Origin of the sequence: Bradyrhizobium sp. 2TAF36, assembly GCF_052114925.1 — a bacterium.
GTDB classification, from domain to species: Bacteria; Pseudomonadota; Alphaproteobacteria; order Rhizobiales; family Xanthobacteraceae; genus Bradyrhizobium; species Bradyrhizobium barranii.
This window is the reverse complement of record NZ_JBFRFR010000028.1, coordinates 56386-76079: the sequence shown is the minus strand read 5'-3', so window position 1 is coordinate 76079 and position 19694 is coordinate 56386. Positions and strand designations below refer to the sequence as shown.

Below are 19694 nucleotides of genomic sequence, written 5' to 3'. Positions count from 1 at the left end.
CATTTCCCCCGATCAAGACCAGGGCACATGCTGTATTCCGCCACTATCAACGTCATGGTCAAGGCCGCGCGCCGCGCCGGCCGCAGCCTCAAGCGCGACCTCGGCGAGATCGAGCATCTCCAGGTCTCGCTGAAGGGGCCGGCCAATTTCGTCTCGCTGGCCGACAAGCGCGCCGAGGAGATCCTCTACCAGGACCTCGCCAAGGCCCGCCCCGGCTACGGCTTCATCGGCGAGGAAGGCGGCACCCGCGAGGGCAGCGACAAGAGCCACACCTGGATCGTCGATCCGCTCGACGGCACCACCAACTTCCTGCACGGCATCCCGCAATTCGCGATCTCGATCGGCCTCGTGCGCGAGGGCACGATCATTGCGGGCGTAATCTACAACCCCGCCAATGACGAGCTCTACATCGCCGAGCGCGGCAAGGGCGCCTTCCTCAACGACCAGCGCCTGCGCGTGGCCGGCCGCCGCCAGCTCAACGAATGCGTGGTGGCCTGCGGCCTGCCCCATATCGGCCGCGGCGACCACGAGGAATTCCGCCGCGAGATGACCGCGATCCAGGACAGGGTCGCAGGCCTCCGCCGTTTCGGCGCCGCCTCCCTCGACCTCGCCTTCGTCGCCGCTGGCCGCCTCGACGGCTACTGGGAGCGCAACCTGCAATCCTGGGACATCGCTGCCGGCATGATCATGGTGCGCGAGGCAGGCGGCACGGTGAGCGACATCGCAACGCCGGGTGATGCGCTGGTGACCGGGCATGTCGTGTGCGGCAATGAGTTCGTGCACGGGGAGCTGGTGAAGATTTTGCGGAAGTAGGCTTAGGGCGAACCCTACGCTTCACACTCCGCCGTCATCACCCGCCTTGTGCGCACTTGCGCACTGGAGCGGGTGATCCAGTATTCCAGAGACGTTTGTTGGATACGGAAGGGCCGCGGCGTACTGGATGCCTCGCCTGCGCGGGCATGACAAGCTCGCCTTATGGCTTGACCGGCGCCGGCGGCCCATACGCCTCGCCATCCTTCGCGGCCTTCGGCTCCCGATCCCCCGCCAGCACGCGCTGCACCGAGACGAAGAACACCGGCACCATCAGCAGCGCCAGGATCACCACCGCGATCATGCCGCCCATCACGATGCTGCCGAGCGCTTGCTGGCTGGCGCCGCCGGCGCCGTGCGCAATCGCCATCGGCAGCACGCCGCAGATGAAGGCAAGGCCGGTCATCAGGATCGGGCGGAAGCGCAGGCGACAGGCCTCGATGGTGGCTTCTACTAGCGGCTTGCCTTCCTTGCGCAGGTCCTTGGCGAACTCGATGATCAGGATCGCGTCCTTTGCCGCGAGGCCGATGATGGTGATCAGGCCGACGGTGAAATAGACGTCGTTGGGCAGGCCGCGCAGCATCGCCGCGGCCACCGCGCCGACGATGCCGAGCGGCACCGTGAGCAGCACCGCGAGCGGAATGGTCCAGCTCTCGTAGAGCGCGGCAAGACACAGGAACACCACGAACACCGACAGCGCCAGCAGGAACGGCGCCTGCGAACCCGACAGTTTTTCCTGGAGCGACTGTCCGGTCCATTCATAGCCGAAGCCGCGCGGCAATTTGCCGGCAAGCCGCTCCATCTCGGCGATCGCATCGCCCGAGGTGAAGCCGGGTTTCGCCTCGCCGGAGATGCGCACAGCGGGATAATAATTGAAGCCCGCGATCTGCGTCGGGCCGCGTGCCCATTCGACCGTGGCGAAAGAGGAGAACGGCACGAGCTGGCCACGGCTGTTCTTGACGTTGTAGTTGAGGATGTCCTCGGTCCGCATGCGGTCGCGCGCATCGGCCTGCACCACGACGCGCTGCATGCGGCCGCGGTTCGGGAAGTCGTTGATGTAGTTCGAGCCGAGATTGGTCGAGATCGTGTTGTTGATGTCCTCGAAGGTGACGCCGAAGGCGCCGGCCTTCTCGCGGTCGATCACGAGATTGACCACGCCGGCCTCGGGAAGGCCCTCGATATAGACCTTCTGAAGCACCGGGCTCGCATTGGCCTCCGCGATCAGCTGGTCGGCGGCGCGCATCAATGCCGGATAGCCTTTCTGGCCGCGGTCCTGGAGGCGGAACGAGAAGCCCGAGGAGTTGCCGAGATTGTCGATCGGCGGCGGCTGGAGCGCAGAGATCTTTGCATCGCGGATCGACGCCCCCAGATCGCGGTTGATGTCGTTGACGATCGCGGCGGCGGAGTCCTTCGGCCCGCGCTCCGACCAGTCCTTCAGCGTGATGAAGGCCTGCGCGGTGTTCATGCCCTGGCCGGAGAAGCTGAAGCCGGTGAGGAAGGTGACATCCTTCACACCCGGCCGCTCGGCGAGATATTTCTCGACCTTCTCGATGACGGCCTCGGTGCGGGGATACGACGAGTCCGACGGTGTCTGCACGTCGGTGGTGACGAAGCCCTGGTCATCGATCGGCAGGAAGCCGCCGGGCAGGCTGACGAAGGCCCAGGAGAGACCAACCAGCAGCGCGACATAGACCAGCATCAGGCGGCCGGTCCGCTTCAGCGAGAAGCCGACGGTGCGGGAATAGCCCTCCTTGCCGCCCTCGAGCACGCGGTTGAACCAGCCGAACACGCCCCGCTTCGCATGGCCGTGGCCGGCCGCGACGGGCTTCAGAATCGTCGCGCACAGCGCCGGCGTCAGCGACAGCGCGAGGAAGGCGGAGAAGCCGATCGCGGCGACCATGGTCACCGAGAACTGGCGGTAGATGATGCCGACCGAGCCGGGGAAGAACGCCATCGGCACGAATACCGCCATCAGCACCAGCGTGATGCCGATGATGGCGCCCGAGATCTGCGCCATCGCCTTCCGCGTCGCTTCCTTCGGCGGCAGACCTTCCTCGGACATGATGCGTTCGACGTTCTCGACAACGACGATGGCGTCGTCGACGAGGATGCCGACCGCGAGCACCATGCCGAACATCGAGAGCATGTTGATGGAATAGCCGGCGAGCAGCAGCGTGGTGCAGGCGCCCAAGAGCGCCACGGGCACCACGATGGTCGGGATGATGGTGTAGCGGATGTTCTGCAGGAACAGGAACATCACCACGAACACCAGCACCACGGCTTCGACCAGCGTCGTCAGCACCTTCTTGATCGAGGCCTCGACCACGGGCGTGATGTTGTAGGGGATCTCGTAGGAGATGTTGGCCGGGAAGAAGCGCGACAGCTCCTTCATCTTCTCCTCGACCGCGCTCGCGGTCGCCAGCGCGTTGCCGGTCGGCGACATCAGCACGGAGAGGCCCGCGGTCGGCTTGCCGTTCAGGCGCGTGTTGAATTGGTAGCTGAGGCCGCCGACCTCGATGCGCGCGACGTCGCGCAACCGCACGGTCGAACCGTCGGCATTGGCGCGCAGGATGATGGAACCGAATTCGTCCGGGGACGAGAGCTGGCCCTTGACCAGCACCAGCGAGGAGGTGCGCTGGCTCGAGGTCGACGGCTCGGCGCCGATGCTGCCCGAAGCGACCTGTGCGTTCTGCGCGGCGATCGCCTTGTTGACGTCGTCGGCGGTCAGCCCGTAGCCGACCAGCTTTGCCGGATCGACCCAGACGCGCAAGCTGCGTTCGGTCGAGTAGAGCGTGGCGCGACCGACGCCGGGGATGCGGCGGATCTCACCGAGCACGTTGCGGATCATGAAGTCGCCGAGGCCAACTTCGTCGAGGCTGCCGTCGGTCGAATTCAGCGTGATGATCTGGAGCACGGCGCTCGAGGCTTCCTCGATCAGGATGCCCTGCTGGATCACCGCGCGCGGCAGCCGCGCTTCGACGCGCTTGATGCGGTTCTGCACCTCGACGGAGGCGGCGCTGGTATCGGTGCCCGGCTGGAAATTGGCGATGATCTCGACCTGGCCGAGCGAGTCGCTGGTCGATTCGAAATTGAGGATGCCGGAGGCGCCGTTGAGCTCCTCCTCGATCAGCCGGGTGACGCTGTTGTAGAGGTTTTCGGGCGAGGCGCCGGGATAGCTGGTCGAGATCGAGATCGAGGGCGGCGCGATGATCGGATATTGCGCGATCGGCAGCAGCGGGACCGCGATCGCGCCGATCAAGCAGATGAACAGCGCGACCACCCAGGCGAAGATCGGCCTGTCGATGAAGAAACTCGCCATGGCGCGTTACCGCGTCAGCTTCTGGGCGTGCCGATTGTCCGCGGTGGCGTCCGCTTCCGACCAGGATTGCGGCTTCACCTTGTCGCCGGCCGCGAACTTCTGGAAGCCTTCGACCACGACCTTGTCGCCGGCCTTCAGGCCCTCGGTCACGAACCAGAGTCCGTCCTGCACCGACCCCGTGCGGACCGGCTGCACGGCGATGTGGTTGTCGTCCTTGACGACGAACACCTCGCTGCCGCCGCCGCCATTGCGCTGGATCGCCTGCTGCGGCACCGCGATCGCGTCGCTGTCGAGTCCCTGGTCGATGCGGACGCGGACATACATGCCCGGCAGCAGCTCGCGCTTGGGATTACGGAATTCGCCGCGCAAGGTCACCTGGCCGGTATGGGCGTCGACCTTGGCGTCCGAGAACAGCAGCTTGCCGTCGAGCGAATAAAGGGTGTTGTCGTCGAGCACGAGGCGCACCTTGGCGGCATCGGCCGCGATGCGCTCGAGGTCGCCGCTCTCGAAGGCGCGGCGGAGCTGGTTGAGCTCGGTCACCGACTGGGTGAAGTCGGCATAGATCGGATCGAGCTGCTGGATGCTGGCGAGGTTGGTCTCGTTCTGCACCGCGAGCGCACCCTCACTGACCAGCGCCGCACCGACGACGCCGTCGATCGGCGCGCGCACGGTGGCATAGTCGAGATTGAGTTTGGCGCGTGCGAGTTCCGCCTTGCGGCCTTCGACCTCGGCATGGGCCTGACGCTCGGCCGCGATCGCCTTCTCGTTCTCGGCTTCCGGGGCGGCGCGATCCTTGGTGAGGGTGGCGATGCGGTGCGCCTGCTGCCTGGCCTGCATCAACCCGGCCTCGGCCTTGGCGACGGCCGCCTCGGTGGCCATCACCTCGACCTCGAACGGACGCGGATCGATGCGATAGAGCGCATCGCCGGCCTTCACCTCGCTGCCCTGGCGGAACAGGCGCTCGACCACGATGCCGGAGATGCGCGGCCGCACGTCGGAGACGCGCGTCGGCGCGATGCGGCCCGGTAGCTCGCGCACCACGGCGCGCGGCTGCGGCTTGACGATGACGATGCTGACGTCAGGGTCGGCGGGCTGGGCAGCGGACACCGCAGAGACGGATTCGTCGCAGCCCGCGAGCAGCGGCGTAAAGGCCGCGAGCATCATTGCAACGCATGCCGATCGCGCGCGAAGTCCTGACATGAAGTTAAACGCCCCGATGTTGTTGAAACTGAAATCACGCTCCGCGCGAGCCCGTTCTGGGCGATTCCATGCGGCTGATGCCGTCAAAATAGAACGTACTTGCTGCGACGCAACGCATTGCGCGGGCGGCTCAATGCCACATGACCTATCATGCTGAGTTCAGGGCGCTTTTCGGGACTCACCGGATTGTGAGTCGAGTTCCATCACCGCGAGCTGCGACAGAAGATCGCAACGAAACGTTACGAACCTGAAAGACGACCGTCTTTCGGCCCGGCATAGCGCCGGTGCAAAGCGCTGGATTCACCACGTGAGGCGGAAGCCGCCGGTGCCCTTGTAGTTGCGGTTGTCCGAGCTGTTGTTGAGGCTCGCATTGTAGGAGACCTCGCCGAAGACGGCGTACCGGCCGTTGGCCCAGCTGTAGGTGCCACCGCCGCCGATGCTGCCCCACAGCAGATCCTGCGCACTGGCAAAACCGATGCCTGCGACATCGACATTGGTGCCGTTGAGGAACTCGTAACGCAGATTGGCAATGCCGTAGACATCGGATCGCACGATGCCCGTGGCATCGTTCCAGGTCCTCTGGTGGTTGAGGGCAAGGCCGGTGCGGCCGAGCAGGCTGTCACCATCGCGCAACGCTACTTGCGCGCCGAACCGATCGGCAAAGCTGTCGAAGGCGACCTTCGAATAGGAGAGCTGCGCCTGCGGCGTCAGTGACCAACCATTGCCTATGCCGATCCGCTTGCCGGTTTCGGCGCTGAAGGCATAGCCGAACCCTTCATTGCCGTGGGTCAGGCTGTCAGCCAGCACGGACGACAGATCGCTGCGGTAGAACATCGACTGCGCCTGACCGTCGACATAGAAGCCGTTGTCGCCATACCAGGTCAGCGTGCTGCCGACGCCCGTCCCTTCAACACGGATACGGCCATTGCCGAAGAACGACGCGACATTGGCGGTCGTCAGGCCATATTGCGCGGTGAGGCCGACGATCAGCCGGCCCCGATCGTTCTCCAGCACAAGGCCATCGAGTCCTGTCTGCACTTTCAAATGGTCGGCCTTGTAGGTCGAGCCGGTGGTGTTGGAGGGCTGCAAGTCGGAATGGCCACCTTCGATGCGGCCCCAGAACGCCGTGGGCGCAGACGCAGCCACGGCCGTCGCCGGCGCGGCACCGACGCGCGCCATGGCGTCGCTGCCGCCCCAATAGCGGTTGCCGACGCGCTGCTGCAGCGTCGGCAGATCGTTCATGCCGAGCAGCAGCTGCGCGTAGTTCTCGTACAGCGGAACGCCCGGCTGATAGAGCGGACCGGGAGGTCCCGAGACCGGCGGATTGATCAGGCTCGAGCGCAGATACCAATCGCCGTCGCCGGGAGTGGCGATGCCGTTCTTCTGCAACGTATAGGCATAGGCGCCACCGACCACCGCCTGCTCGCCGTGAAGGACATAGCTGCCCAGAAGCGAAAAACTGCCGTTGGACGCGCCGGCCACGTCGATCACCTTGATGCCTTCGGTGGTCTGCGCGCCGGCGCCGCCGACATTGGTGATGCGCAGCGACGACGAGCCCGACGTGCTGCCCTGCACCCGCAACAGATCAGTCGGCGAGTTGTCGCCGCCGAGCCGGGAGTTGAGCTGCACCGTGCCGCCATTGCCCACGTAATTGCCGGCCACGGTCAGCGTGGTTCCCGGCGCGCCGCCGAGGGTGACCGTGCCGGCATTGCCGAGCGAGGTGAGCGTTTGATTGAAGCCGGCGAGGTCGAGTGTGCCGCCGGCAGCCACGTTGAAGGCCGACGCTGCGCTGAATGTGTTCGCGGCTCCCGCGCGCAACGTACCGCCGGTCACGTTTGTCGCCCCGTTGTAGGTATTGGCGCCGATCAGCGTCTGCGCACCGCCAGTGATCGTCAGGCCGCCCGTGCCACCGATCACGCCGGCGAACGTGTCGTTCGCGTTGGTGATCGTCAGGTTCTTCGCGCCGAGGCTGACGCCGCCGCTGCCGGCGAGGCTCTGAATGCTGGTGCCGCCGGCGGTGATGCCGGAAATATCGAACGTCCCGTTGGCGACGACGCGGCTCGAATTGCTGATGGCGCCCGCACCGGTGAGCGCGAGGATACCGGTCTGGATCACGGTCTGGCCGGCATAAGGGCTGCTGGCGGCAAGGTTCAGGGTGCCGTTGCCGATCTTGGTCAGTCCGCCGGCACCCGTGAAGGCAGCGGTGGCATCGGTGCCGACCGTGAACGCGCCGGTGTCGATCGTCAGCCCGCCCGCGAGGATGTTGAGCTTGGTGCCCGAAAATCCGTTGATGAAGGTCGCGTTGCTGGCAGTCGCCCGCAGGATGCCATTGTCGAAATTGGCCTGGCTCGCGCCGGGGCCGCCCCGCAACGATTGAGTTTGCAGCATGCCGCCGCCACTGATGTTGAGCGTGCCGGAAGAGGAGGCGTTGCCACCCAGGATCGTGCCGACTCCTGTGGCGACTGCTCCGCCATTTTGAATGTTGAGCGTGCCGACGCCTAGAAAGCCGACATAAAAGGTTCCGGCGGGTACGTTCCATCGCGATCCCGGTCCGGTGACAGTCACGATTCCGGTGCTTCCGGCCGAAATTCCGATCCGCGATGAGCCGGTACTCGTCAGCGTGCTGCCGTTCTGGATCGTCAGATTGCCGGCCGTTGCACCGCTGTTGCCAATGGACATCGTCCCCACCGAAACGCTGAACGGGCCGCCGACGCCGAGGATCGTCTCCCGTTGCGGCGGCGCGCCCAGGATTCCGATGTTGACGGTTTGACCCGGGATGGGAGGGGCCGCGGTCGTCCAGTTGCCGCCGGCCATCCAATCGTTGCTGGTCAAGCCGGTCCAATTGGCCTGGGCCGAGGCTGATCGTGCGAACAGCGCCGACAGCGCCACAACCAACAGGCTCGCCAGCAGCAAGCGAAGCATGCGAGTCCGGGACGTGCCGGGGGAACAATGCCGAGTCCGGTTCGGACTCCTGCGAAGCAGGTCATCTGATTGTCGTCGGATCGTCGCAGCAGCCCCGATGCATTCGCGCATGCGCTATTCCAATTGCGTCCACACCGTTCGAGGATGCGGATTTTCTTGTCGTGTGGTCCACGAAATACAACCACAACGCTAGGCGAGCAGAAACGATCAGACAACAATCGAAACGTGCTGCTCCGAAGATACACACGGCGTGTGCCGTTTGCGCAACGAAAGACGCTTAACAAGTTCTTTCGGGAATGCGCGCCCTAACCCGCCTTCATCCGGTAGTGGCTGACACCCCATTCGCTGCCATCGGCGTAGCCGAACAGCCCTGATGTCGCGAGGAAAAACCAGCGCCAGCGCCGCATCCACAAAGCGGTCTCCTCGCCATGGACGCTGCGCAGGGACGCTTCGATCGTGTCGCGATGCGCATCGAAATTGGCGAGCCAGTCGTTCGCGGTGCGCTGATAGTGTGTACCGCTCCAGCACCATTCCTTCTCGATCCTGAAGACGTCGCCGAATTGCCTGACGAGGTGATGGCTCGGCATCAATCCATCCATGAAGACATGCTGCGCGATCCAGTCCTCACGATTGGCGCGGTCGAACAGATGAGAGCCGGAGCGATGGGTGACGATGTGCATGAAGAAGCGCCCGTCAGGCGCGAGCCAGGACCGCACGCGCGTCATCAGCTTGCGCCAGTTCATCATCTGCTCGAACATCTCGACCGAGACGATGCGGTCGAACTGCCCATCGGGCGCGAACACGTTCATGTCCGCCGCGACCACGCGCAGGTTCAACAGCCCGCGCAGCCGCGCCTGCTCCTCGACATAGGCGCGCTGGGCCTGCGAGTTCGACACCGCCGTCACCTTCGCATGCGGGAACCGCCGCGCCATCCACAGCGACAGGGAGCCCCAGCCGCAGCCGAGCTCGAGGATGGTCTGGCCGTCGGCGAGACCGGCGTGCTCGACGGTCTGGCGCAGCGCCTCCTCCTCCGCCTCCTGCAGGGTGCTCGCATCGGACTTGTAGAAGCAGGACGAGTAATTGCGGTTGGGGCCGAGCACCTCCGCAAAGAACGCCGCGGGCACCTCGTCGTGCCCGGCGTTGACGGCATCCGCGTCCCCGGCGATCGGCCGCAGGATCATCCGCCCGGCGAAGGCGGCATCGTCGGCCGCGCCCAGCGCGGACATGCGCGTCGCCGTGCGCGAGCACAGGCGCTGGATCGCGGCGCGGATCACGACGTCGGGCAGCGGCACGCGTTCGGCAGTCCCGAAGATCGCGGAAACGACGCTCATGCGATCACTCCGTTGATCAGGTCTCGTTGTGGCGGCGGCGGAAGGAACGGGCAGGTTCGGGCGTTGCCACCCGCCCGGCGGGCTCTGAGGTCCAGACAGGATCGACCGCGCCGCAGATGCTGCCGCGCCACCCAGGCGAGCGCCATCCGGACCGCGAGCAAGAGCGCGATGACGGCCACTCCCCAGGATTCGTCACCATGCAAAAAATCCGACCTAAGCCTGCGGAATGCCGAAGTTTTGCAAATTGCGCCTCTATCAAAGCGTGGTTTCGGCTTTGGGTTCCGAGAGCTGTCCACGAAATCGGCGCATCCGGCGCTTTTTTTGGGCTGCCGCTGTGCCATAGTGCGCCCGCAAGCAAGTTCCTAACGGATGATACCGGCCATGCCGCCAGGCGCCTCGCCCCGCTCCCCCATCGATATCGAATATACCAAGCTATCCTCACCCAGCGTTTTCCTGGTGCGGATGCTGGTCTTTCTGGTGCTGTGCACCCTGGTCGGCGTGGTGCTCTACAAGCAGATCATCCTGGCCTTCTTCGCCAATCCCGGCCTCAATGCCCTGATCGGCGGCGTGCTGTTCATCGGCATCATCCTGGCCTTCCGGCAGGTGATCCGGCTCTACCCCGAAGTCTCCTGGGTCAACAATTTCCGCATCGCCGATCCCGGCCTGGCGCCGTCCCGGCACCCGAAACTGCTGGCGCCGATGGCCATGATCCTCGGCGGCGAGCGCACCGGGCGGATGACGATCACCCAGACCACCATGCGGCACCTGCTCGATTCGATCGCGACCCGCCTCGACGAGGCCCGGGACATCTCCCGCTACATGACCGGCCTGCTGGTCTTCCTCGGCCTGCTCGGCACCTTCTGGGGCCTGATCGAGACGGTCGGCTCGGTCGGCAAGGTGATCGACGGGCTCAAGGTCGGGGGCGATTCCGGCGCCCTGTTCGACACGCTGAAGGAGGGCCTCGCCGCCCCGCTCGGCGGCATGGGCATCTCGTTCTCGAGCTCGCTGTTCGGCCTCGCCGGCTCGCTGATCCTCGGCTTCCTCGATCTGCAATCGAGCCAGGCCCAGAACCGCTTCTACACCGACCTCGAAGACTGGCTCGCCACCACCGTGCGCGAATATGGCCACGGCGAGGTTGCGGTCGCAGCCGCCGGTGGCGGCGGCGGCGTTGCCAGCGGCGAGCTCCAGGCCGCCGTCGAGCGCTTACGCTCCGTGCTCGAGGAAGGCAGCGCCAGCCGCGGCACCACGGCGGCAATGGCGAGCCTTGCCGAAGCCATCCAGGCGCTGGTCTCGCACATGCGGACCGAGCAGCAGATGATCCGCGAATGGGCCGACGGCCAGGGCGAGCAGAACCGCGAGATCCGCCGCCTGCTGGAGCGCATCGCGCGCCAGCCCGAGAAGGGTTGAGGACACGACGAAGGGTTCGTGCCCCGGACGCGATGCAGCACGAAGTGGTGCATCGCCGAGCTGGGGCCCAGAGCCTTCACCGAGACAAATGGGTCCCGGCTCTGCGCAGCAGCGTTGCACGCTGCAGCGCGTCCGGGACACGAGAGAACGGAGACGACAATGGCTCTAGCCCGCGGCCGCCGCAGCGAAGCCGGCTTCAACTACTGGCCCGGATTCGTCGACGCGCTGTCGACGCTGGTGCTGTCGATCGTGTTCCTGCTGTCGGTGTTCCTGGTCGTGCAGTTCTTCCTGTCGCAGGAGGTCACCGGCAAGGACAAGGCGCTGGAGCAGCTCAACGCCAAGATCGCCCAGCTCAACGAGCTCTTGTCGCTGGAGAAGCTCGGCAAGCTCACGCTGGACGACCAGGTCTCGCAATTGAAAGCGGGCCTCGCCTCGGCCGAGACCGAGCGAGATCGCATCAAGGGCCTCTATGACGGCCTCGCCGCTGCCGGCAACGACGCCCAGGGCAAGTCCACCGAGCTCGGCAAGGCGCTGGACTCGGAGAAGTCAGTCTCGGCGCGAGCGCTGGCGCAGATCGAGGTGCTGAACCAGCAGATCAGCGCGCTGCGACGGCAACTGGCCGCGTTGGAGGAGGCGCTCGACGCCAGCGAGAAGCGCGACAAGGAATCGCAGAACCGCATCGCCGATCTCGGGTCTCGCCTGAATGTTGCCTTGGCGCAGCGCGTGCAGGAATTGTCGCGTTATCGCTCGGAGTTCTTCGGCCGCCTGCGCACCATTCTGGGCAATCGCCCTGACATCCGCATCGTCGGCGACCGCTTCGTGTTCCAGTCCGAAGTGTTCTTCGACACCGGCCAGGCGACACTTCTGCCGGAAGGCCGCGCCGAGCTCGACACATTGGCGACCGCGCTGATCGATCTCGACAAGAAGATCCCGAGCGAAATCCCCTGGGTGCTGCGCGTTGACGGCCACACCGACATACGCCCGGTCAGCGGCGCGAATTTCAAGTCCAACTGGGACCTGTCCGCGGCGCGCTCGATCTCGGTGGTGCAATACCTGATCTCGCTCGGCGTGCCCGCCCAGCGCCTCGTCGCCGCCGGCTTCGGCGAATTCCAGCCGCTCGACACCGCCAACACGGAAGAGGCCTTCAAGCGCAACCGCCGCATCGAGCTGAAGCTGACGGAGCGGTAGTGAGCGCCCTCCACCTCCGCCCCTACCGCCCCGAGGACGAAGCCGCCGCGATCGACCTCTGGCATCGCACCTGGCAGCAGGCCTATCCGCAGATCGATTTCGCCGCGCGGCTGGACTGGTGGCGCGAGCGCTGGCGCAAGGATCTGGTGCCGAAAGCCTCGATCGTGGTCGCGGAAGCGGACGGCGTGCTGACCGGCTTCGTCACCATCGACGGCGAAGGCTATCTCGACCAGCTCGTGGTCGATCCCGCGCACTGGGGCTCGGACGCGGCGAGGCTGCTGGTGGATGAGGCCAAGCGCCTGTCACCGTCAGGCGTCACGCTGCTCGTCAACAAGGACAATGCCCGCGCCATCCGCTTCTACGAGCGCAACGGCTTTGCCCATGCCGGCGACGATTTGAACCCGACCTCGGGACGGCCGGTGCTGAAGATGACATGGCGGGCGTGACGAGGTTTGCTGCCGACCCCACCCTCCGCTGGATGCCCCGGCTTGCCGCCTTCGCTGAAGCTTCGGCGTGCCGAGCGCTCGTGTGGGCCTCGGCGTAGCCTTGGCGGAGCCGGGACCGGGGCATCCAGTACGCCGCGACTTCTCCGAATCCCACTACTGTCTGTGGAATACTGGATCACCCGCTTTCGCGGGTGATGACACCGTCAATGAGGCGACAGTCAGGAGCCCCTCACGCGCCCTCGAACTGCAGCCTCGCCAGCCTCGCATAGAGTCCGTTCTTGGCGACGAGCTCGGCATGCGTGCCCTGCTCGACGATCTTGCCCTGGTCCATCACCAGGATGCGGTCGCAGGACAGCACGGTGGCGAGACGATGTGCGATCACCAGCGTGGTGCGGTGACGCATCAGCTCTTCGAGTGCGGTCTGGACCAGCGTCTCGCTTTCGGCATCGAGCGCGGAGGTCGCTTCATCGAGCAGCAAGAGCGGCGCATCGCGCAGGATGGCGCGGGCGATCGCGATGCGCTGGCGCTGGCCGCCGGAGAGCGTGACGCCGCGCTCGCCGAGCGGGGTCTCGAAACCTTCGGGCAGGCGACGGATGAACTCGGCGGCATGCGCGAGCTCGGCGGCACGCTCGACCTCGGCATCGGTCGCATCGGGCCGGCCGAAGCGGATGTTCTCGCGGGCGCTCGCGGCGAACACGTTGGATTCCTGCGGCACCAGTGCGATGCGCAAGCGAAAATCGCGCGGGTCGGCGGATTTGACCGGCACGCCGTCGAGGGAGATCGCGCCGCCCCGCGGGTCGTAGAAGCGCAGCAGAAGATGAAAGATGGTGCTCTTGCCGGCGCCTGAGGGGCCGACGATCGCGACCTTCTCGCCGGGGCGCACGGTGAACGACACGGCATCGAGCACATTGACGTGAGGCCGCGCCGGATAAGCGAAGCTGACCTGGTCGAAGCCGACCTCGCCGCGCGCCGGCACCGGCAACGCGCGCGGGGACGCCGGCGCGGTGATCTCGGGCTGCACATGCAGGATCTCGAACAGGCGCTCGGCGGCGCCGGAGGCGGCCGAGACCTCGCCCCAGACCTCGCTGAGCTGGCCGAGGCCAGCCGCGGCGAAGGCCGCATAGAGCACGAACTGGCCGAGCCGCCCCGGCGAGATCGTACCGATCAGGACGTCATGCGAGCCGATCCAGAGGATCGCGACCACGCTTGCGAACACGATGAAGATGATGATGGCGGTGAGCACGGCGCGGGCCTGCGTGGAGGTGCGCGCGGCTTCATAGGCCTGCTCGACCTCGCCGCCAAAACGCTTCTCGGCTAGCCCTTCGCTGGTATAGGCCTGCACAGTGCGGATGGCGCCGACCAGCTCGCCCGCATAGGCGGAGGCTTCGGCGAGCGTGTCCTGCGCATTGCGCGACAGACGCCGCACCCAGCGCCCGAACGCGACCAGCGGCAGCACGATCAGGGGAATGGCGAGCAGCACGAAGCCGGAGAGGCGCGGGCTGGTGATCACCATCATCGCCGCCGCGCCGAAGAACATCATGAGATTGCGCAGCGCGATCGAGACGGAGGCACCGACCGCGGACTTGATCTGGGTGGTGTCGGCCGTGAGCCGCGACACCAGCTCACCGCTGCGCGCGGAATCGAAGAAGGCCGGCGAGAGCGAGAGCAGATGGGCAAAGACGTCGCGCCGGAGGTCGGCGACGATGCGCTCGCCGATCGTCATCACGAGGTAGTATCGCGAGGCGCTGGCAAGCGCGAGCACGGCGACCACCGCGATCATCACCGAGAAGTAGCTGTTGATCAGCGCGATGCCTTCCGGCGTCAGGCCGAAATCGATCATCCGCCTCACAGCGATGGGCACCAGCAGCGTGGTCAGCGCCGCGACCGTGAGCGCGACGAAGGCGAGCGCCGCGCGGCCGCGATAGCGGGCCACATAGGGCGCGAGTGCCAACAGCGGCCGCAGCTTGGCGCGGCTCTTCGCCGGCGTCTCGATCAACTCGGCTTCGATCGACGGGGCCTCAGGCGCGGCATGCTTGTCGCGGTACTGGTCGTCAAGCCGTTCCACAGCGCTCATGAGATCGGACACCCAAGGAGACAGATTAGCTCCACATAGGCCGCTGCGGGGGGAGTGGCAAATCCGGGATGTCCCTTAGGGGACGGCCCGGTTCTCCTTTGCCCACAATGGCTTGTTTTAAAGGGGCCTGTGGGGTATAGACCCCGCCAAATCCGTCATTCGATAGCCACTCAAGACAGGCGCCGGGCGCCGAGGAATTGCCATGAAAGCCGAAATTCATCCGAATTATCATACGATTAAGGTCGTGATGACCGACGGAACCGAGTACCTGACCCGCTCCACCTGGGGCAAGGAAGGCGACACGCTGAACCTCGACATCGACCCGAAGTCGCACCCGGCCTGGACCGGCGGCAACGCCCAGCTGATGGATCGCGGCGGCCGCGTCTCACGCTTCCAGAAGAAGTTTTCGGGCTTTCTCAAAAAGGATTGATCCCGCCCGCAAGGCTGGACACGAAAAACGCCCCCGGTCAGACCGGGGGCGTTTTTGTTTGTGGCGAGACCTGTAGGGTGGGCAAAGCGAAGCGTGCCCACCATTCCTTCTACGATCCGGAAAGCAAAGTGGTGGGCACGGCGCTTTGCGCCTTTGCCCACCCTACGAGACCTGTGACTACGGCACCTGGGTGCTTACCGCTCGAACGCGGCCTTCAGCGCGTTGAGCTGCGGCACCAGCGGGTTGCCGATCGCCACGTATTCGACCGGCGGGGTGTGGATGGTGGTGTCGAGGCGGCGCACGCGGGTCTGAAGGCTCATCGAGCGATGGATCAGATCCTGGAGCTGCGAGGGCAGCTTCTCGACGGTATCGGACGGGCCGGGATCGGCGGCGCTGAGCTTGACCTTGGTCTTCTCCCGATTGGCCTGGCTCAGCGTCATCTCGCCTTCCTTCACCGCGCGGTGCAGCAGCAGCCACGAGGCCAGCTGCATCAGGCGGGTGGTCAGACGCATGCTCTCGGTCGCATAGGTGAGGCTGACGGCGCGATCGAGCGCCTTGGCCTCGGTGCGGCCGGCGCCATCGAGATAGGCGGCGGTCTCTTCCACCAGGTCCATGCCCTCACGGAACAGGACGCCGAACGCCGCAGAATTGGTGAACCGCTCGCTGAGTTGAACGAGAGCACCTTCGGCTTGCAAACGTTCCATGGTTAACGCCCCTTACGCAACTGTCTGACTGTCCGGCTTTGGCGCCGGCTTATGATGAACAAATCATTGCGCGGGCGGGACGCGGAGTCCAGCGGCAAGCGCGGATATGGTTTCCGCGCGTCTTTCCTCGGAATTCAACCGGAACGAGACCCAAAAAAGGCAAAAAAAGAGCCGCCGGAGACCGGCGGCTTTGAAAGTTGATAACAGGGAGGCGTCAAACAGAGTGGACAGGAGCCACTCGGTGTCCAAACGAGGACAGTCCCAGTCATAAACCCGAAAGCTTAATCGGAAGTAAACGAGCTAATTTTTTGAGAGTTCGTTAGCCATGTCGGTCACTGGCCGAGTGCGCGGCGGAACAAACTCTCCACTCGTCATTCCGGGGCGCGACGAAGTCGCGAGCTTTGATGCGCAATTGCGCATCTGAGAATCCATAGCCACAGGCGGATGCGGTGGCCCGGCTCAGCCTGCCCGTTTCAGCGGCCTGTGGTTATGGATTCCGGGCTCGGCGCTGCGCGCCGCCCCGGAATGACGACACGAGATAGTTTTGCGCGAAGCATGGGTCCCGGCTCTGCGGAGCAGCGCTACGCCCTGCACCGCGTCCGGGACACGAGAGGTGAGCGCTAGGCCCTACTTCTTGAAAAAACTATCCGCCGCATTGCGCGAGGCGCGCTTTTTGGCGGCGGCTTCCTCGAGCCTTGCGATCTCGGTGTTGAGCAGCGCGACGCGCTCGGTCAGTTCCTCCACTGACAGGAGTGAGAGATCCTGTCCGATTTCATGGCTGACCTTCTTGCGCGGCTTGTCGTCGTCCTCGATGGCCATGTGTCCTCCCCGGCAGTCCTGTCCTGAACGACGCCGATCTGGCGTTTTCCGAGCCGAAATGGTACCGCTTCTGCACAAGGAGAATTTGCAGTGACTTTCGCGAGCGCGCAACACCTGACGCGAATGCCCCGGCCCGACCGCAAGGAGGTTGACCGGACGGGATAAGCGCGCGTCCACGCGCGTGAGGCATGAGCCGACCCCAAGCCCTTCCGATCATGCGGGAGGGCTTTTGATTTTTCGTCGGTCGGCATCACCAAACGCGAAAGACCGCAGTCATGACCAAAATTCTCATCACCAGCGCCCTTCCCTACGTGAACGGCGTCAAGCATCTCGGCAATCTCATAGGCTCGCTCCTCCCTGCCGATGTCCATGCCCGCTTCAGGCGGCAGATCGGCGACGACGTGCTCTTCATCTGCGCCACCGACGAGCACGGCACGCCGGCCGAGCTCGGCGCCGTTCGCGCCGGACAGGATGTCCGCACTTTCTGCGACGTGCAGCACGCAATTCAGGCCGACATCTACCGCCGGTTTCGGCCTTTCCTTCGACCATTTCGGGCGAACCAGCTCGCCACAGAACAGCGCTCTGACGCAGCACTTCTATCGCAGGCTCGACGATGCCGGATTGATCGAGGAACGCAAGTTGCCGCAGGTCTGGTCACCCACGGACGGCCGTTTCCTGCCGGACCGCTACGTGCTCGGCACCTGCCCGCACTGTGGCGACCCGTCCRCGCGCGGTGATCAATGTGACCAGTGTGGCGCGCTGCTCGATCCGCCCGAACTGATCGACCCGCGATCTGCGCTGTCGGGCGACCGGGCGCTGGAGGTCCGCGAAAGCCGCCATCTGTTCCTGCGCCAGTCGCAGCTTGTGTCCGCGTTGAGTGCCTGGATCGACAGCCGCTCCGGCTGGCCTTCCTTCGTGGTGTCGACCGCGAAAGGCTGGCTGACAGCCGATCTGCGCGATCGCTGTATCACCCGCGATCTGGCCTGGGGCATCCCGGTTCCGCGACAGGGATTCGCCGACAAGGTCTTCTATGTCTGGTTTGACGCGCCGATCGGTTACATCGCCGCCACCCAGGAATGGGCCGCCGCCGCACCTAGCCGCGACTGGCGAAAATGGTGGTGGCAGGCCGATGACGTCCGCTACGTCCAGTTCCTCGGCAAGGACAACATCCCATTCCACACCGTGAGCTTCCCGGCGACGCTGATCGGCTCGAACGAGCCCTGGAAGAGCGTGGACGTGATCAAGGGATTCCACTGGCTCAACTACGAGGGCGGCAAGTTCTCGACCAGCCGCAATCGGGGCATCTTTACCGACCAGGCCCTGGAGGAATTGCCCGCCGATCTCTGGCGCTGGTGGCTGATCGCCAACGCGCCCGAAAGCGCCGACACCGATTTCAGCGTTGCCAGGTTCGTCGCCGACGTGAACAAGGATCTCGCCGACATCTTCGGCAACCTCGTCAATCGCATTGTCAGCTTCGCCCATCGGGCCTTCGACGGCCGGATTCCGGAAGGCGGCGCTCCTGACGAGGCCGAGCACCTGCTCGCACGGGAACTGGAGCAGCGTATCGCGACGCTGCGACGCCACCACGAGGCGCTCGAGTTTCGCGCCGCGGCCGCCGCGACGCGCGCGATCTGGGATGTTGCGAACGCTTACCTGCAACATGCGGCGCCGTGGACAGCCATCAAGTCCGATCGGCTTCGCGCGGCGATCGTGACGCGAACAGGCCTCAATCTGGTCCGCACCTGCGCGGTGCTGGCGTGGAGCATCGTACCCAGCCTGTCGGAAAATGTGCTGCACGCCTTCGGTGGCGAAGATGCCGCGCCACGCTGGCCCCGTGGCCCAATCGCGGACCTGCTCGACGGCGGCGCCGGCACAGCGATCGCGCCGATCGGTCCACTGGTCGAAAAAATCTCTCCCGAAAGAGCAAGCCATCTGGCGGCGCGGTTCGGGCCTTAATGTCGTTTCACTTCGGCGGAAAAAGGCGATATGCCATCCGCGGAATTCATTCATCCAAGGACACATCATGGACAAGCTGCCCGCGCAAATGACCGTGGTCGCCATCTCCAAGCCCGGTGGACCGGAGGTGCTGGTGCCGGAACAACGTGCCGTTCCGCAGCCCGGTCCCGACGAGATCCTGGTCAAGGTGCAGGCCGCGGGCGTCAACCGGCCCGACGTGGCGCAGCGCTCCGGCGCCTATCCGCCGCCGCCCGGCGCCAGCGACCTGCCGGGGCTCGAGATCGCCGGCGAGGTGGTGGCGGTCGGCAGCAACGCCAAGCGGCACAAGATCGGCGACAAGGTGATGTCGCTGGTCGCCGGTGGCGGCTATGCGCAGTACTGCATCGCGCAGGACGCCCAGGCGATGAGCGTGCCGCCGGCGCTGTCGATCAAGGAAGCCGGCGCGCTGCCGGAAACCCTGATGACGGTCTGGCACAACGTGTTCGAGCGCGGCGGCCTGAAGGCCGGCGAGACGCTGCTGATCCATGGCGGCTCCTCCGGCATCGGCACCATGGCGATCCAGCTTGCGAAAGCGTTCGGCGCGAAAGTGTTCGTCACCGTGGGATCGCAGGACAAGATCGATGCCTGCCTCAAGCTCGGGGCCGACCGCGCCATCAACTACAAGACCGAGGACTTCGTCGCCGTGGTCAAGGAAGAGACCGACAAGGCCGGCGCCAACCTGATCCTCGACATGGTCGCCGGCGAGTACGTCGACCGCAACTATGATGCCGCGGCGGTCGACGGCCGCATCGTGCAGATCGCAACCCTCAACGGCCCCAAGGTCAGCGTCAACATCGCCAAGGTGATGGTGAAGCGCCTGACCCATACCGGCTCGACCCTGCGCCCCCGTAGTAATGCGGACAAGGCGGCCATGGTGGCCGCAATCGAGGCGAAAGTGATGCCGCTGTTGCGCGAAGGCCGCGTCAAGCCGCTGATGGACAGCAGTTTCCCGCTGGAAAAGGCATCCGATGCGCACCGGCGCATGGAGACCTCGGCACATATTGGCAAAATTGTGTTGGAGGTCTAGGCCAACGGCCCATCAGGCAAGG

Annotated in this window: 14 protein-coding genes and 1 pseudogene; 8 read left to right on the top strand and 7 right to left on the bottom strand. The window is 65.3% G+C overall.

The window, feature by feature from the left end; all coding sequences use genetic code 11:
* Nucleotides 1–27: 27 nt before the first annotated feature.
* The gene (locus AB4Z51_RS17685; RefSeq protein WP_028150910.1) at nt 28–813 is read left to right on the top strand and encodes an inositol monophosphatase family protein; all 786 of its coding nucleotides are present in this window, start codon (nt 28–30) and stop codon (nt 811–813) included.
* A 160-nt stretch (nt 814–973) separates the two neighbouring features.
* Here the strand turns inward: AB4Z51_RS17685 and AB4Z51_RS17680 are convergent, their stop codons facing one another.
* The 4 genes from AB4Z51_RS17680 to AB4Z51_RS17665 form a co-directional block, all read right to left on the bottom strand.
* A complete protein-coding gene (locus AB4Z51_RS17680) occupies nt 974–4129 on the bottom strand; it encodes a multidrug efflux RND transporter permease subunit (RefSeq protein ID WP_135214704.1) in 3156 nt (1051 codons plus the stop codon).
* Between the two features lie 6 nt (nt 4130–4135).
* Nucleotides 4136–5329 (bottom strand): efflux RND transporter periplasmic adaptor subunit, encoded by a 1194-nt coding sequence (locus AB4Z51_RS17675; RefSeq protein ID WP_135214703.1) that lies wholly within the window; start codon nt 5327–5329, stop codon nt 4136–4138.
* A 300-nt stretch (nt 5330–5629) separates the two neighbouring features.
* Nucleotides 5630–8251, bottom strand: coding sequence for an autotransporter family protein (locus AB4Z51_RS17670; RefSeq protein WP_441497695.1), 2622 nt, complete (start codon nt 8249–8251; stop codon nt 5630–5632).
* 305 nt (nt 8252–8556) lie between these two features.
* Nucleotides 8557–9582 carry an SAM-dependent methyltransferase gene (locus tag AB4Z51_RS17665; protein WP_135214700.1) on the bottom strand — a complete coding sequence of 342 codons (1026 nt, stop codon included), beginning with the start codon at nt 9580–9582 and terminating at the stop codon, nt 8557–8559.
* A gap of 381 nt (nt 9583–9963) precedes the next feature.
* On the opposite strand from AB4Z51_RS17665, the gene AB4Z51_RS17660 reads away from it, so the two are divergent.
* The 3 genes from AB4Z51_RS17660 (at nt 9964) to AB4Z51_RS17650 (ending at nt 12623) form a co-directional block, all read left to right on the top strand.
* On the top strand, nt 9964–10989 hold the full coding sequence (locus AB4Z51_RS17660; RefSeq protein ID WP_028150916.1) for a flagellar motor protein MotA: 1026 nt from the start codon (nt 9964–9966) through the stop codon (nt 10987–10989).
* Nucleotides 10990–11148: 159 nt separating this feature from the next.
* Nucleotides 11149–12177, top strand: coding sequence for a peptidoglycan -binding protein (locus AB4Z51_RS17655; RefSeq protein WP_135214699.1), 1029 nt, complete (start codon nt 11149–11151; stop codon nt 12175–12177).
* The gene (locus tag AB4Z51_RS17650) at nt 12177–12623 is read left to right on the top strand and encodes a GNAT family N-acetyltransferase (RefSeq protein WP_135214698.1); all 447 of its coding nucleotides are present in this window, start codon (nt 12177–12179) and stop codon (nt 12621–12623) included. Before AB4Z51_RS17655 ends, AB4Z51_RS17650 begins: the two co-directional genes overlap by 1 nt.
* Before the next feature lie 229 nt (nt 12624–12852).
* On the opposite strand, the gene AB4Z51_RS17645 is transcribed toward AB4Z51_RS17650, so the two are convergent.
* Nucleotides 12853–14697: an ABC transporter ATP-binding protein/permease gene (locus AB4Z51_RS17645; protein ID WP_135214697.1), complete on the bottom strand. Its 1845-nt coding sequence runs from the start codon at nt 14695–14697 to the stop codon at nt 12853–12855.
* Nucleotides 14698–14899: 202 nt separating this feature from the next.
* On the opposite strand from AB4Z51_RS17645, the gene rpmE reads away from it, so the two are divergent.
* Nucleotides 14900–15127 carry a 50S ribosomal protein L31 gene (gene rpmE, locus AB4Z51_RS17640; protein WP_007599895.1) on the top strand — a complete coding sequence of 76 codons (228 nt, stop codon included), beginning with the start codon at nt 14900–14902 and terminating at the stop codon, nt 15125–15127.
* A gap of 194 nt (nt 15128–15321) precedes the next feature.
* On the opposite strand, the gene rcdA is transcribed toward rpmE, so the two are convergent.
* The gene (gene rcdA / locus AB4Z51_RS17635) at nt 15322–15831 is read right to left on the bottom strand and encodes a protease adaptor protein RcdA (protein ID WP_028148425.1); all 510 of its coding nucleotides are present in this window, start codon (nt 15829–15831) and stop codon (nt 15322–15324) included.
* Between the two features lie 627 nt (nt 15832–16458).
* Nucleotides 16459–16650: a DUF1192 domain-containing protein gene (locus tag AB4Z51_RS17630; RefSeq protein WP_441497694.1), complete on the bottom strand. Its 192-nt coding sequence runs from the start codon at nt 16648–16650 to the stop codon at nt 16459–16461.
* 275 nt (nt 16651–16925) lie between these two features.
* Here AB4Z51_RS17630 and AB4Z51_RS17625 point away from each other — a divergent pair.
* The 3 genes and pseudogenes from AB4Z51_RS17625 to AB4Z51_RS17615 form a co-directional block, all read left to right on the top strand.
* Nucleotides 16926–17123 (top strand): annotated as a pseudogene (locus tag AB4Z51_RS17625) (class I tRNA ligase family protein); the annotation flags it as partial.
* Nucleotides 17122–18606, top strand: a complete 1485-nt coding sequence (gene metG / locus AB4Z51_RS17620) for a methionine--tRNA ligase (RefSeq protein WP_441497693.1) — start codon at nt 17122–17124, stop codon at nt 18604–18606. The pseudogene AB4Z51_RS17625 and the gene metG, both read left to right, overlap by 2 nt.
* A gap of 67 nt (nt 18607–18673) precedes the next feature.
* Nucleotides 18674–19672 (top strand): NAD(P)H-quinone oxidoreductase, encoded by a 999-nt coding sequence (locus tag AB4Z51_RS17615; protein ID WP_441497692.1) that lies wholly within the window; start codon nt 18674–18676, stop codon nt 19670–19672.
* Nucleotides 19673–19694: the final 22 nt, after the last annotated feature.